This is a genomic window from Odoribacter lunatus (genome assembly GCF_943193135.1).
Classification (GTDB): Bacteria; Bacteroidota; Bacteroidia; order Bacteroidales; family Marinifilaceae; genus Culturomica; species Culturomica lunata.
Genome location: NZ_CALPCZ010000001.1, coordinates 88,579 through 103,313, shown reverse-complemented (window position 1 = coordinate 103,313; position 14,735 = coordinate 88,579). Strand labels below are relative to the sequence as shown.

The 14,735-nt window shown below is 47.3% G+C and carries 10 protein-coding genes; 5 read left to right on the top strand and 5 right to left on the bottom strand.

The window, feature by feature from the left end; genetic code table 11:
* The first annotated feature begins 44 nt into the window (after positions 1–44).
* The 5 genes from NFR61_RS00435 to NFR61_RS00415 are packed head-to-tail and all read left to right on the top strand — an operon-like array spanning position 45 to position 7,766.
* Positions 45–2,126, top strand: a complete 2,082-nt coding sequence (locus tag NFR61_RS00435; RefSeq protein ID WP_251619772.1) for a WD40 repeat domain-containing protein — start codon at positions 45–47, stop codon at positions 2,124–2,126.
* A gap of 11 nt (positions 2,127–2,137) precedes the next feature.
* On the top strand, positions 2,138–4,732 hold the full coding sequence (locus NFR61_RS00430) for a caspase family protein (RefSeq protein ID WP_251619771.1): 2,595 nt from the start codon (positions 2,138–2,140) through the stop codon (positions 4,730–4,732).
* 21 nt (positions 4,733–4,753) lie between these two features.
* Positions 4,754–5,620, top strand: a complete 867-nt coding sequence (locus tag NFR61_RS00425) for a DUF4384 domain-containing protein (RefSeq protein ID WP_251619770.1) — start codon at positions 4,754–4,756, stop codon at positions 5,618–5,620.
* 40 nt (positions 5,621–5,660) lie between these two features.
* Positions 5,661–6,293, top strand: coding sequence for a hypothetical protein (locus NFR61_RS00420; protein ID WP_251619769.1), 633 nt, complete (start codon positions 5,661–5,663; stop codon positions 6,291–6,293).
* 6 nt (positions 6,294–6,299) lie between these two features.
* Positions 6,300–7,766 (top strand): hypothetical protein, encoded by a 1,467-nt coding sequence (locus tag NFR61_RS00415; protein ID WP_251619768.1) that lies wholly within the window; start codon positions 6,300–6,302, stop codon positions 7,764–7,766.
* Positions 7,767–7,809: 43 nt separating this feature from the next.
* Here the strand turns inward: NFR61_RS00415 and NFR61_RS00410 are convergent, their stop codons facing one another.
* The 5 genes from NFR61_RS00410 to purL all read right to left on the bottom strand — a co-directional run bounded on the left by NFR61_RS00410 (position 7,810) and on the right by purL (position 14,698).
* A complete protein-coding gene (locus tag NFR61_RS00410; RefSeq protein WP_251619767.1) occupies positions 7,810–8,109 on the bottom strand; it encodes a chaperone modulator CbpM in 300 nt (99 codons plus the stop codon).
* Positions 8,110–8,122: 13 nt separating this feature from the next.
* Positions 8,123–9,037, bottom strand: coding sequence for a DnaJ C-terminal domain-containing protein (locus tag NFR61_RS00405; protein WP_251619766.1), 915 nt, complete (start codon positions 9,035–9,037; stop codon positions 8,123–8,125).
* A gap of 163 nt (positions 9,038–9,200) precedes the next feature.
* A complete protein-coding gene (locus tag NFR61_RS00400) occupies positions 9,201–9,896 on the bottom strand; it encodes an SIMPL domain-containing protein (protein ID WP_251619765.1) in 696 nt (231 codons plus the stop codon).
* Between the two features lie 34 nt (positions 9,897–9,930).
* A complete protein-coding gene (locus NFR61_RS00395) occupies positions 9,931–10,953 on the bottom strand; it encodes a YeiH family protein (RefSeq protein WP_251619977.1) in 1,023 nt (340 codons plus the stop codon).
* A 49-nt stretch (positions 10,954–11,002) separates the two neighbouring features.
* Positions 11,003–14,698 carry a phosphoribosylformylglycinamidine synthase gene (gene purL, locus NFR61_RS00390; RefSeq protein ID WP_251619764.1) on the bottom strand — a complete coding sequence of 1,232 codons (3,696 nt, stop codon included), beginning with the start codon at positions 14,696–14,698 and terminating at the stop codon, positions 11,003–11,005.
* Between the last annotated feature and the right edge of the window lie 37 nt (positions 14,699–14,735).

The following is a 14,735-nucleotide window of genomic DNA, read 5'->3' as shown; positions in this document are numbered from 1 at the left end:
ATAAATTTTATAATATTAATAAACATTCATAAATAAAGAATTTAATGACAACATTACTTCATTTTTACAAACTATTGTTTCTTACAAGTTTAGTAGTATTTTTCAATGTGTCTTTATCGGCACAAAATAAACAAAACGATTACACTTTTCCCCAAAAACAGACACCCGTAAGTTTAATACCATGCGGCAAGGTGGTTGTCTTCGGTTACAATGACAGAAGCGTATATGCTCCCCGCGCCAATGAGCTGTCTACTTTCAACGGGAAAATTCTCAATGTTAAATTTAACCCGACAGGCGCCTCGTATATTGTCGTAAATTCAAATAAAAAGACTTCTGAAGCGAAAGTGTTTTATTCCAATGTATATAACGGAGAGCTTTATAAGTTTAATACTAAAAAGACTGGCGTACCGCAAGCTGCCACATACACTTCCGATGCCCGTAAGCTGTTGTTGGCGACTGACCGCGGGATTCTGGTGATGAGTGCAATAAATTTCCAGCCTATCGATACGATACCTGCCCCTTTCGCCGTGACAGATATAAATGTAAGCGATAATAATTACTATCTCCTTCTTAGAAATGAACACCAAGTGGCCGTATATAATTTTGAAGAGAAAAAATTGCGCAAGAAGTGGAAGTTTGACGAAAAGGTGACGAAGGTCGGTTTTTCTAATGATAACAGCGAGTTGGCTATTCTTACGGATGACGGTGTACTGTCTATATATGACGCACGTTCTTTCCTTATAAAGAAGAATATTGAGGGGTTGGGACAAGGCTTGTCCTTTACCTATAATCACGACGGCAAGTATGTTGCCGTGGCTACTGCCCCCAATCTGATTGTGCTTGTCAATCTGCTTAATGATACCGACCGTGAACATATAGAGGTTCCGGCAGGCGGAATGTCTGCGGTGGAGTTTCTCATTGACAGCCAACAGTCACAAATGCTTGCATACAATGCGACTAAAAGTATTAATGTGAAGCGTTTGACTTCATTGGCACCCAATTATAATAAGCTGGTTGCCGACGGTGCCGACGAGTTGATGCACGAATGGCTCAAGATGATGCCGGGTGAAACGATGGAAGAATACCGCGCCCGTGTGAATGACGAGTCGCGCGCTAAACAACGCCGTTTGTTCGAGGATAAGATTGCAACCGATTTGGCAGGTGATTTGGCTTCAATGTCGAAGATTTCGCTGGGAAAATATGACCGTTCCAATCAAATGCTTTCACTGGAGTTTGACAATATGCCTTCTATCTTTCTTCCCATACCCGAAGAGGCTGTAGGCGCTTTCAAGAATCCCGAGGATATTTCAATCGAGGATGCCCAATACGGAGTGTTGCCCAATGATAATTTCGAGCTTATTTATGCCAAGTTCCACAATAAGACGAATAATGAGACTTATATCTATAATAATCTTGACCGTGTTCCTTTGAATTTCGAGCAGAGCGATGACAATATGGTGTCACTCGATATTCTCCAACAACAGCAGATGGAGGAGTTGAAGCTCCAGGAACTTAAGCAAAAAGTGGTGGAAGAAGCCAAATCAAGAAATGTGATTTCCGACCATACTAATATTACCGTTGATTCCCGCATTGAAAATGCGTATGATGCCAACGGTAAGAAGATTCTTAATTACAAGGTGAAAATTTCATACGAAGTAGAGTCCGGATTCTCTGTTCAGGAAGACTTCGGTCCCGGCAAATACCAGGTTGATGAATCGGGAGCTGCCAAATCAATGCTTGCACTTGTGAAACAAGCTTTTGAAGGAGACTTTAAGCAATATATTGAGGCTGGCAAGAAACTTTCCGTAAGTATTTCGGGTATGGCAGACGCTACTCCTATTCGCAATAGGATTGCCTATAACGGTGTTTACGGCAATTTTGACAATGAGCCGGTTTATCAGAACGGCCAACTTGCAGCCATTAGCATTAATCAAAAAGACGGTATTCAGAGAAATGAGCAATTGGCGTTTTTGCGGGCTTACGGTGTGAAGGATTATCTGGAACGGAATGTGGAGGGTTTGAATACCATGAACAGAAATTATACTTACAGTATTGCCGTTGCCGAAGGCAAGGGAAGTGAATTCCGCCGGATTATCGCCGAATTTACATTCGTGGATGCTTTTTAATATAGTTTACTATGATAAGATTTTTCATAACTACGCTTGTTGTGATATCGGTTACGGTGACGTCGAGAGGCTCGGCGCCACTACGACCGATTGATACTCCAGACATGAATGCCGATGCTTTTGAAACATCTCGTGATTCGCTCATATTGGCAAATGCTAATGAAAGTTATCGGCAGTTACAGTTATTAAAAGCCGAAAATGTTCCGGAAGCCAGTTTATATCCTCTGGTATACCAATGTTATAAAGACAATGTAGCCGCTTTGGCCATAACAGAAGAGGGTACTCCCGAATATCAGAAATGCAAGAGTGTGTTACGCGATATTAACCGTTATCTGGAAGCAGGTGCCTTTTATTATTCCGCTCAAAATAGTTCGGAAGGATTGATTAAGTTTGCAAGAGCCTATATCGATACTCATTTGATGCCCGAGTTTAAAGGCGAATCTCTTCCCCGCACCCCCAATTCATTTCCCTCGTTGGTTTATATAGCTGCTTCGGGAGCTTATAATGTGCAGGATTTCAGTCGGGCCATTGAGTATTTCAAGCTGTTTTTTACTGTAGGTGGAGACGAGAATCTGCGCGAAAAGGTGTATATGTATATGGGGCAGGCTTGTCTGAAAACGGATAATTACGCTTTGGCTATCAATACGATGTTTAATGCTATAAAGCAGTATCCGGATAATTATCATTTAATATCTTTCGGTATTAAGGCCTGTATTGACGGAGGCCATGCCGAGCATTTGCAGGAGTTTCTCGACCTGGCACTTGCCATGAAACCAGAGGATGAGCAGTTGCTCCATATCCAGGCCAAACTTTATGAGGATGAACAGGAGTATCTAAAGGCGTTGGAGATATACCGCAAACTGGACGAGATGAAACCCAATACGTTGAGTGTTGCTCAACATACCGCTTTGTGCTATTACAATCTCGGCGTAAGTTATTTCAATAGTGCCATTATGGAGGCTGATACAAAAGCAGCCAAGAGACTTAAGCGGCAATCAAACGATTATTTTTCGTCCGCAACGGAAAAATTGGAGGAAGTTGTTGCCAATGACCCGATGTCGGAAAAATATCTCAAGGCTCTCGCTGTTTCTTACGGCTGTCTGGATGAGCAAGAGAAATTCGAGGAACTCAATGCCCGGATTTCCGCTTTGGGAAAAGAACCGGTTTCATCATTCAATATGCCTCCCCTTATGTCATATAATGAATCGAACACGGTCAATTATCAACGTTCGGGAAATGCCGTACAAAGTGCTGCGGGTAATGAGGCTCCCTCCTATTCGGTATATGCCAAAGAGTATGTGGAGAAGAAGTTGGCAGAGTGGACCCGCAAAGGTGAGTTTGAGAAACTGGATGATTATACGGCACGTGTCAATGATATGACGATTCGCTCGGAATACAATAAGGCCTGCCGGGAGGCTCAGGAGGAATATCTGAAGCAGTATGCTTCCAAGCTACGACTTAATGATTTGACGCTAAAACCTTATGATGCAGGAAATGAGGTGTATCTTATCGAATCATCTTATGGTCCGATATATCTTAAAGTTCCTTTGAAGGATAATGAAGCCGAGCTTTTTAAGGCAAATTGGGCGGGTATTCACTTTAAATCTCCTCAGTATTACATCGCAAATGATGAAGTACGTGTTGCTTCGATTACTTTTGTCGCTCCATACGGAAAGACTTATGTTTATAATACGACCGATAAACTGGCTTATGAGCTCCAACAGGTGAATGTGGATTTTGAAGCCATACTTCACGCGGCTAACAGTGATTATGCTGATAATGCTCCCTCTGCTTCACGCAATGAGGTGAAGATTACCCGCCTCTCCGATGTGGATGAAAATATACCGGTTGCCACAAAAGCATCGAAACGTACAATAGCTCTCATTATAGCCAATGAGAATTATTCAAATGTATCAAAAGTAGAATCGGCTTTACACGACGGAGAGACTTTCGCAAAATATTGCCATCAAGCTCTCGGTATTCCCAAAGAGAATATCCGCCATTTTAATGATGCCACTCTCGGCTCTATGCTCAGTGCTATAACACAAGTTAAGAATACAGCCAAAGCATTCGACGGCGAATGTGACCTGATTGTATATTACGCCGGCCACGGTATGCCGGACGAAAAAACAAAAGATGCTTACCTGCTGCCGGTGGACGGAGACCCGCTTACATCGGAGAGTTGTTTTTCCCTGAATCGTTTTTACGATGATTTAGGGGCTGTCAGCAATGGATCGGTCATGGTGTTTCTTGATGCTTGTTTCAGTGGTGCAAAACGTGACGGCGGCATGCTTTCGGAAGCCCGCGGGGTGGTAATGAAACCGAAGGAGAGTAACCCGCACGGCAATATGTTCGTGCTAAGCGCTACTTCCGGTCAGGAAACAGCGTTACCGTATCGGGATAAAAATCACGGTCTCTTTACCTATTATTTGCTGAAAAAATTACAGGAAAGCAAAGGAGATGTAACGCTAAAGGAGCTTAGCGAGGATGTGACCCGTAATGTACGGCGCCAATCAACGCTTATCAACAATAAGCCTCAAACACCGCAGGTGTCTACTTCGGGCAATATGTCCGAAATGTGGCAGAAGAAAAAGTTACGCAACTAATGTTATAATCTTATTTGGAATATGCGACTTGTTACACTTATCACATTAATAACTTTTATCTCCCTGGCAGCATTACCTACGAATGTCAAGACTGTTTCCGGCGAATATACGTTTTACGGAGACGGCTCTCATTCCCCCGCAGAATGCCGGCGTCTGGCTCTTGAAGGCGCACGTCTTCAAGCTCTGGCGAAAGAGTTCGGAACCGTAGTAACACAAGATATTTACCAGCAGGAAACCGTTACACAAAACGGAGAGTCGCTTTATTTCTCCTCCCTCAACGCTACCGAGGTGAAAGGTGAATGGCTGGGCGACGACGGAGAACCCGTATACGAAACTTCTATGGACGACGATGGGCATATTATCGTAAAATGTACAGTAAAGGGCAAAGCCCGTGCTATTTCTAATGAAGCGGCTGATTTTGATTCCCGGATATTACGAAACGGGAAGGAGGTACGTTTTGCAGATACGCGTTTCCGCGACGGCGATGATATGTATCTCTATTTCAAAAGTCCGATAGACGGTTATCTTGCGGTATACCTAATCGGAGAAGACCGTATGGCTTACCGCTTGCTCCCATACAGCGAAGATGCCCAAGGGGAAGTGAAAGTGCGTCACGGAAAGGAGTACGTATTTTTTGACGCTTCACAGAACTATTTTCCTTCTATTGCCGTTGATGAATTTAGTTTTACAGCTTCTCAACCAGTAGAACGTAACCGTGTTTATGTGGTATTTTCCCCTGTCAAGTTTTCTATCCGGGCCGATAGCCGCCAGGATGCCCAATTGCCTCCGCAGCTTTCGGGCGATGAATTTTCACGGTGGCTAACCGATTCTCGCCGCCGTGACAGCAAAATGGGGGTAAAAGTGATGCATATCGAAATAAATCAGTAATAAATAATAAATCGTTTAACACTTTAATTTCTATTTAATTATGAAGAAAATTTTAATGGTTCTCGCTGTATTCTGTTTTATAGCGGCTCCCGAAACTTTTGCTCAAAACAAGGCTTTATTGAAAGCCATGAAGAAAGAGAAGAAAGAGAAAATGAAAGAATATGAAAGAGAAAACTGGAAACTTCTCGGAAGCTCCCGTTCTCTTGAAGTTGCCCTTCTTTCTCACTATGATAAACTTGAAGCTCTCGGAGAAGACGGTAAGGAAATCGTAGGTATTGCTCCTAAATGTAAATCAAAGAACGTAGGTCACCAAATGGCTATTAACAATGCTTGTATAACTTATTCTCAACAGGCAGGTAGCTCTCTGAAAGGTCGTGTTGTCAGCGATATGGCAGGTGACGGTACCACAACCGAGGCAGAATTTGACCATTTCTACGGTGCTTACGAGCGTCTGGTTGAAAAAGAAATAAAAGGTGAAATGACAGAAAGTTATTCCATCATCCGTGATAACGGAGACGGTAGTTTTGAAGTTCAAAGCTATTTCATCGTAAGCGAAAGCGCCGCATCCAAAGCACGTATCCGGGCTCTTGAGAATGCAATGAAAGAAAGCGAAGTTGCCCAAAAACATGCTGAAAAAATTGCATCGTTTGTACGTGCCGGTTTTGAAAACTAATTATACATGAGTAAACGATTTATATTATGTATTGCAGCACTGGCAGTTATTGTTTCTGCCAGTGCTCAATCTCAAGTACAGGATTTTAAGAAGTTCAGAGAAGAGCTAAAAAAACGCTATTCAGATTTTCGCTCCGATGTTCTTGAAAATTACGCTAAGTTTCTCGAAGGCGTGTGGAAAGAGTATGACCAGTTTAAAGCTCTTGAACCTGATAGTGTTCCCAAACCTGCCGTTCCTCCTGTGGTGCCTAGTTTGTCAACACAGCAACCCCTGCCGGTTGCCCTACCCTCTCCTATTCCAGAACTCCAAAAACAACGACCAGAGAGTTCTCAAGCACCTGTATTCAAACCTGTGAAACCTCAATCAATCTTCTACACTCCTACAGAGTTCGATTTTTACGGAATGACTGTTTCCCTGCCCGAAATGTCTGTCGCTATGCCAGATTCTTTCAAGGAACCTGCTGATTATGCCGCCGCATGGCGCTCTATGGACGAATCGGATGTAAAATCAGTACTGATTCCCGCATTGGAAGCCAAAGCCAAAGAGTTTTCTCTAAACGATTACCTCAAGTATGAACTTGCTTCCTCTTATATAGAAAATGTGGCAGAACTTCATGGAAATGCTTCCATGTCGCTGTTGCACTATATACTTGCCAATATGAATTATGATGCGAGAATCGGTGTCAATGAATACGGTGAAGCTGTGTTGCTCTTACCGTTTGAACAAGATATGGTATACGGACGGACTTATCTCCAAATTAACGGACAAAACTATTTCACATTCCAGAACAAACAGGCATCTACAAACAAGCCGGCATCCATGAAGCTGTCTACTTGCGAACTTCCGGCAAATACCAATCCCGGTAGTAGATTTAACCTGCGGATTGATAGCCTGACACTTCCATATACCCCGCAGCCTTATAAACTTTCAGGTGCAGGTCTGGAAGTCACCGGTGAACTAAACGGCAATATTCTCAAGCTCCTTTATCGTTATCCACAAATGCCGATGGGCGAATATGCACGTTCCAATATTCTCAATCAAACCCGCAAGGAAATTGTGGAGCAACTCAAGAAACAACTTGAAGATCAACCGCAACTTGAAGCCGTGAATACGCTTTTGCATTTTGTACAGGAAGCTTTTGAATATGCTACCGACAGTGTTTCCCATGGTTTTGAAAAACCCTATTTCTTTGAGGAGACGCTATACTATCCTACCTGCGATTGTGAAGACCGCTCTATATTTTACACTTATCTACTATGGAATGTGTTGGGCGTAGAAAATCAATTACTCAGTTTTCCCGGTCATGAGAGCGTTTCTGTAAACCTTGACGACTTTATCAAAGGCGACTCCTACGAGTATGAAGGGAAAAGATTTTATATTTCCGATCCGACATATATTGGTGCTTCATCAGGTATGTGCATGCCGCAATACAAAACAATAGCACCGGAAATTGACTACATATATGCCCCTTAATAAATTATTTATCAGCCTCCGTATTGCTACAATACGGAGGTTTTTATAATAATGAATCTTCGTAAAGCCGAAGGCGGTTCCGCAAGGAATTCAGTTCATTCTGCAAATCTTCCATCCGCCTCAGCAAATGCCGTATCGCGTCGATTCCCTCGATATTGATAGAAAGATCGTAATACATCCGGATATAGCGCTCCACATCGCACAACTGCGCAAGAGGCAGATAGCGTATGCCCTCTATCATCCGAACCTCGATCAATCCCTCGGTTTCCAGAAGAGCAATAAAAGAGGGATCCACATGACTCTTCCGGCAATACTCGCTGACAATAATCAAATCCGTTTCCATACCATCCTCCTTTTTAACCGATTCGCTGCAATTCCCGGAACAGTTCCTTTTGCCTCTCCGTTAGCCGGGTCGGAATCTCCACCCGCCACGTTACAATCAAATCCCCGTACACCCCTTCCTGCTTATAAACGGGAAAACCTTTCCCCTTCAAACGCACTTTGGTGCCGTTCTGTGTCTCCGGTTTCACGTTCAGCCTCACCTTCCCATCCAGCGTATCTATCAGCTGTTCTCCCCCCAATACCGCCGTATAAAGATTCAGCGGCACATCCACATACAGATCGTTCCCCAAACGCTTAAAAACAGGGCCATCCGGAATAACGAACGTAATATACAGATCGCCAGCAGGACCGCCGTTCATTCCGGAAGCCCCCTGGCCTCCCAACTTGATTGTCTGACCATTCTCGACGCCGGCAGGAATCGTTATCCGGATTTTTTTCCCATTGACAGTCAGCACCCGCTTGTGCGTCCGGGCGGCCTCCTGCAACGAAAGCTGCAACTCCGCATTATAATCCTGCCCCCGGAATCCGGCAGAACGTCCGCCGCGATGCCCGCCACGCGAACCGAACAGCGATTCGAAAAAATCGGAAAACTCCCCGTCATCGCCTGAAAAACCGCCTCCCGCCGACCAATAAGCACCGTCACTTCCACCCGTTCCGCCATATTGCCGGCGGTATTGCTGCTGCTGAGCCTCGAATTGGTCCGCATGCTGCCAATGCTCGCCGTACTGGTCGTACTTCTTCCGCTTCTCCGGATCGCCCAGCACTTCATTCGCCTCATTGATCTCCTGAAACCGCCGTTTGGAATCCGGATCATTCGGATTCAGATCGGGATGATGTTTCCTCGCCAGCTTCTTGAAAGCCTTGCGTATATCCTCCTGAGAAGCGTTCCTCTCAACTCCGAGTACCTTGTAATAATCGATATATGCCATAGCCTTGCGTCTAAAAAACTTCCTCTGTCACACCTCAATTCTACGGCCAAAACTCCAAAAAGATTTTCAATAGGCGCATAAAAATTCAGAAGCCCCTGTTTCCAAGAGCTTCTGAATATCAAATACCTTATCCGGCAAACCGGCCTGATAACCGGTTCCCCGGTTATTTCAACTCGAAACGCACCAACACGGAATGTTTTAAGAATATCTTCTCAAAATCCAAGACGGGAGCCGCTTCATCCATCATCGAAGCAGCTTTGAACGACACATTGGCGATACCATTCGCACGGGGATAATAACCGCTGCCGCTTTCACTGATATACAATGCCCTGCCCGCCTGCTGGCCCAAAGCCTCTGCGAAAGCCTCCGCTTTTTCCTTCGCCGCCTTGACGGCATTGATCTTGACCTCCCGGCGGAAACTTTCCAAACGGGAATGATCCACCCGGTCTACGGAAATATTGGAAATACCCGCTTTCTCCAATTCCACGAGCAAAGTCCCCACTTTATCCGCCCCGTGCAGGCAAAGCTGATACTCCTTCTCCGTCTGTATGGCTGTCCGCCTCAGGAAATACGATTTAAAATCACTGGACAAATCTTTGATAAGCAGGTCTTTCCGCACATCTATCCCCAACTGCTTCAAAACCGCCACCATCTCCTTCTCCATAGCCTCCAGCGATTTCTTGCCTTTATCCTTCTCGCTCAGCACGATCTTGAGATAAATCTCATCGGGCACGACCTCCATTTCCGCCGTACCGGTCACCTCTATATAATTCTGGTCTATAAAATTCTTTTCACCGGACTGCGCCCAGCCGGTTCCGCAACTTAAAAAGAAGCATAAAAAAAGTGTCGTCAGTTTCATAATTTTTCCGTTTTTAGAATTAATCGTTCCTGTTTCACATCAGATACGGAGCGGCATACTTCACCAGCACATAGCCCCCTATCATCAACCATCCATACAATATCAATGCCAAAACGAAAGGCTTCGCCCCCGCTTTTTTGAATTTTTCGATATTCGTTTCCGCACCCAGCGCTGTCATAGCCATCGTCAACAGGAAAGTATCCAGTGCATTGATAAAATCGATCACCCCCGCCGGCAGCAGACCGAAAGAATTAAAGCCGATAACGGCAAGAAATCCAAGAGCGAACCACGGAATCGTCAATTTACCGGACGCTTCGTGATCCGTCCCGGAAACAGCCTGCAGCTTCCTCTTCGCCCAGGACGCCCAATAGCCGAGAACCAGCAACACGGGCACCAGCATAATCACCCGAAGCATCTTCACGATAATGGCGACATCGGAAATCTCCTTGCCCATCGCATTGCCAGCACCCACGACATGAGCCACCTCATGCAAAGTCGCTCCCGTATACACCCCCATCTGATTGGCAGACACCTCCAGCACGCCGTTCCGGTAAAGCACCGGATACACAAACATCGAAATCGTACCGAAAATCACCACCGTAGAGACAGCCACCGCCGTTTTGTACGGCTTGCTCTTAATCGTAGCCTCCGCACCCAGCACCGCTGCCGCCCCGCATATGCCGCTTCCGACAGAAGTCAGAAGCGCGACCTCCTTGTCCATCCTCAACAACCGACCGATGAACACGCCCCCTGCAATCGTAACCACGACCACCACCGCATCGATAATAATCGCCGACAATCCCACATCCACGATATTCTGGAAAGTAAGCCGAAACCCGTACAGGATAATTCCCAGACGCAACAGCTGTTTCGAACTGAACAGTATACCGGGAACCCATGTCTCCGGCAGCCGGTTACGCAGACTGTTGGCATACAGCATGCCCAGTATAATCCCGATAATCAGAGGACTGAAAGAAAGCTCCCGCATAAGAGCCGTATCCCCGATATAAAAAGCTGCACATGAAAACAGGGCTATCAACAAAACGCCGTGAAGCATATTGCTTCTTTTCTCACTCAATTTCATACTTTCTGACTGTCTGACAAAACTATTTATGCGCTTCTATCCAGCGGCGGGCATTGATGAATGCCTCGATCCAGGGCGTAACCTCATCCCCCTCACGGCCCTCGGCATAATAAGCCCAGTTCCACGGAGCAATCGAACGCTCCAGATGCGGCATCATCGCCAGATGCCTGCCGTCCTTACTGCAAATAGCCGCCGTCGCAAACGGTGAACCGTTCGGATTAGCCGGATAAACGTCATAACTGTACTTCAACGGAATACAATATTCGCTTTCCGCATACGGCAAACCGAACTTCCCTTCACCGTGGGCGATCCAAATACCCAAACGGCTGCCCGCCAAGGATTCCAGCATCACTGAATGGTTCGGTTCTATCGTCACACTGACAAAGCCGGACTCAAATTTATGGGAATCGTTGTGCAACATCTTCGGCATCTCCTTGTGATCCGGATAAATCAGCCCCAATTCCACCATCAGCTGACAGCCGTTGCAGATACCCAGACTCAGCGTATCGGTGCGCTTATAGAAACTTTCCAGTGCCTGACGGGCTTTCTCATTATACTTGAACGCACCCGCCCAGCCTTTCGCCGAACCCAGCACATCCGAATTGGAAAAACCGCCGACAAAAACAACCATATTCACATCCTCCAAGGTTTCCCGACCGCTAATCAAATCGGTCATGTGGACGTCCTTCACGTCAAAGCCGGCCAGATGCAAAGCCCAGGCCGTCTCGCGCTCACACTGGCATCCCTTCTCCCGGATTACGGCAGCCCGAACGCCCGATTTCGCCTTGCGGTGCAAATCCAGGCCCAGATCCGCCAGCTTCCCGGTAAATCCTTTCGGGAACTTGTATTTCAGTTCGCTGTGCTTATAACTCTTATATCTTTCCAGGGCTTTTTCCTCGCCGCTCTGCTTGCGGTCAAGCAGATAGGAAGTCTTGAACCACAAATCACGCAAAGAAGCGATATCCAGCGCCCAGGAAGCGGCATCCTTCCTGATACTCAGGCAACCGGCTTTACCCGGCTTGCCGATAAATCCGTAAACGACTCCCGCCCGGTCCAGCACGGCAGACACCATCCCGGCATCCTTATCCGCAATCTGCACCAGTACACCTGGATTCTCCGCAAACAGAATCCGGACGACATCCTTCTCGGACAGGCAGGACAAATCCACATCCAGCCCCGCCCGGTTATCCGCGAAACACATCTCCAGCAACGCCGTCACCATACCTCCCGCCGAAATATCATGCCCTGCCAATACCAGTCCCCCGTCCACCAACTCCTGAACGGCGGCGAAAGCACTCGCAAAATAGTCGCTGTCCTTCACATCGGGCACTTCCTTGCCCACCCTGTTCAATATCTGTGCAAAACTGGAACCTCCCAGCTTCAGCCTGTCGAATGAAAAATCGATATATACCAATTCGGTGGCCGGGTCATTCTTCAACACGGGAACCACGATCTTCCGGAAATCATTCACCTCTCCGACCGTGGAAATAATCACCGTTCCGGGAGCATACACCTTCTTGTCACCATACTTCTGCGTCATGGAAAGCGAATCCTTTCCCGTCGGAATATTCACACCCAGAGCGATGGCAAACTCGCTCGCAGCCTCCACAGCCCGATACAAACGGGCATCCTCCCCCGGTTTGCGGCAAGGCCACATCCAGTTGGCGGACAGAGACACACCCTTCAGCCCCTTCTCGATCGGCGCCCACACCAAATTCGTCAGAGCCTCGGCAATCGCCAGACGCGAACCCGCTGCCGCATCCGCCATCGCCGATACGGGAGCGTGTCCTATCGAAGTGGCAATCCCCCGATGGCCGCTGTAATCCAAAGCCACCGCCGCCACATCGCTCAACGGCAGATGCAACGGTCCCACGCACTGCTGACGGACAACACGCCCCGTCACCGAACGGTCCACCTTATTCGTCAGCCAATCCTTGCACGCCACAGCCTCTATCTGCAGCACCTGCTCCAGATACTCCTCCAGCTTATCGGCGGAATACTCCAGATCACTATATTTTTCAGGGATAGTCTTATCTTCCATTATCGTTTTTGGGGGATTGCCGAACATATCTTTCAACTCCAGATCGATCGGTTTCTCTCCCGTCTTCGCATTCTCAAACGTAAACCTCATATCCCCCGTAGTCTCTCCTATCACATACATCGGAGCCCGCTCACGGTCCGCAATCTTCTGCAGGACAGCCACATCCTTCTCCTTCATCACCAGTCCCATGCGCTCCTGCGACTCATTCCCCACAATCTCCTTGGCAGACAGCGTGGGATCACCGACAGGCAGCTTCTCCATGTGAATCTTTCCTCCGGTCTCCTCCACCAGTTCCGACAAACAGTTCAGATGCCCTCCGGCTCCGTGGTCATGAATCGAAACAATCGGATTCGCCTCGCTCTCCGCCATGGCACGGATAGCATTGCAGACACGCTTCTGCATCTCCGGATTGGAACGCTGCACGGCATTCAGCTCTATCGCCCCGGCATACACGCCCGTATCCACCGAAGACACGGCGCCGCCGCCCATTCCGATACGGTAATTGTCACCTCCCAGCAGCACCACTTTATCCCCCACCTCCGGCGTATGCTTCATAGCCTGCTCCCGGTTTCCGAATCCAACGCCGCCGGCCTGCATGATCACCTTGTCATAGCCGTAAGTCTGTCCATCCTCCTCATGCTCGAAAGTAAGCAAAGAACCGCAGATCAGCGGCTGTCCGAACTTATTGCCGAAATCGGATGCCCCGTTCGAAGCCTTGATCAGAATATCCTCCGGAGTCTGATACAGCCACTTCCGCGGATCGATCTTCTGCTCCCACAAACGGGAAGCATCCAGCCGGGGATAAGACGTCATATAAACCGCCGTCCCGGCAATCGGCAATGCCGCCTGCCCGCCGGCAATACGGTCGCGGATTTCCCCTCCCGTACCTGTCGCAGCCCCGTTAAAAGGCTCCACCGTAGTCGGGAAATTATGCGTCTCCGCCTTCAGGGAAATAACCGTATCTATTTCCTTCGTCTCGTAAAAATCCGGTTTATCCTGCGAATGCGGAGCAAACTGCACCGCTTCCGGGCCTTCGATAAAGGCACAGTTATCTTTATAAGCCGATACAATCCGGTTCGGATTCTCCTGCGAAGTCTTCTTGATCAGCTTGAAAAGGGTGCTGCTCTTCTCCTCCCCGTCGATAATGAACGTACCGTTAAATATCTTATGCCGGCAATGCTCCGAATTCACCTGCGAGAATCCGAACACCTCCGAATCCGTCAACGGCCGCCCCAGCTTCTTCGCCAACCCCTCAAGATAAGCAATCTCCTCCCCATTCAGAGCCAGTCCCTCCTGCTGGTTGTATTCCCGGATATTCTCGATATACACCACCGCATCCGGCTTCTTGTCTATCGTGAAGACATGCTGGTCCAGCCCCTTGTAAAACGCCTTCAGCATCGGATCGAACGGCTCCCTCTCATTATCGGTCCCGATAAACTCCTCAATACGCAGAATGCCGCTGATTCCCATATTCTGTGTGATTTCAACGGCATTCGTACTCCAGGGAGTAATCATCTCGCGGCGCGGTCCCACAAAATAACCCGCCAGCGACTCATCCTTCGACCTTTTGGCTCCGCCGAACAGCCATTCCAGCTTACTGACATCCAGTGAATTTTCAGCCTCAGCATACTGCACGGCATACACCGCAGTATCTTTCCGATAGAAAACTATACTCATATTTTATATTAAATTTTATTTCACTTCATCAATGTAA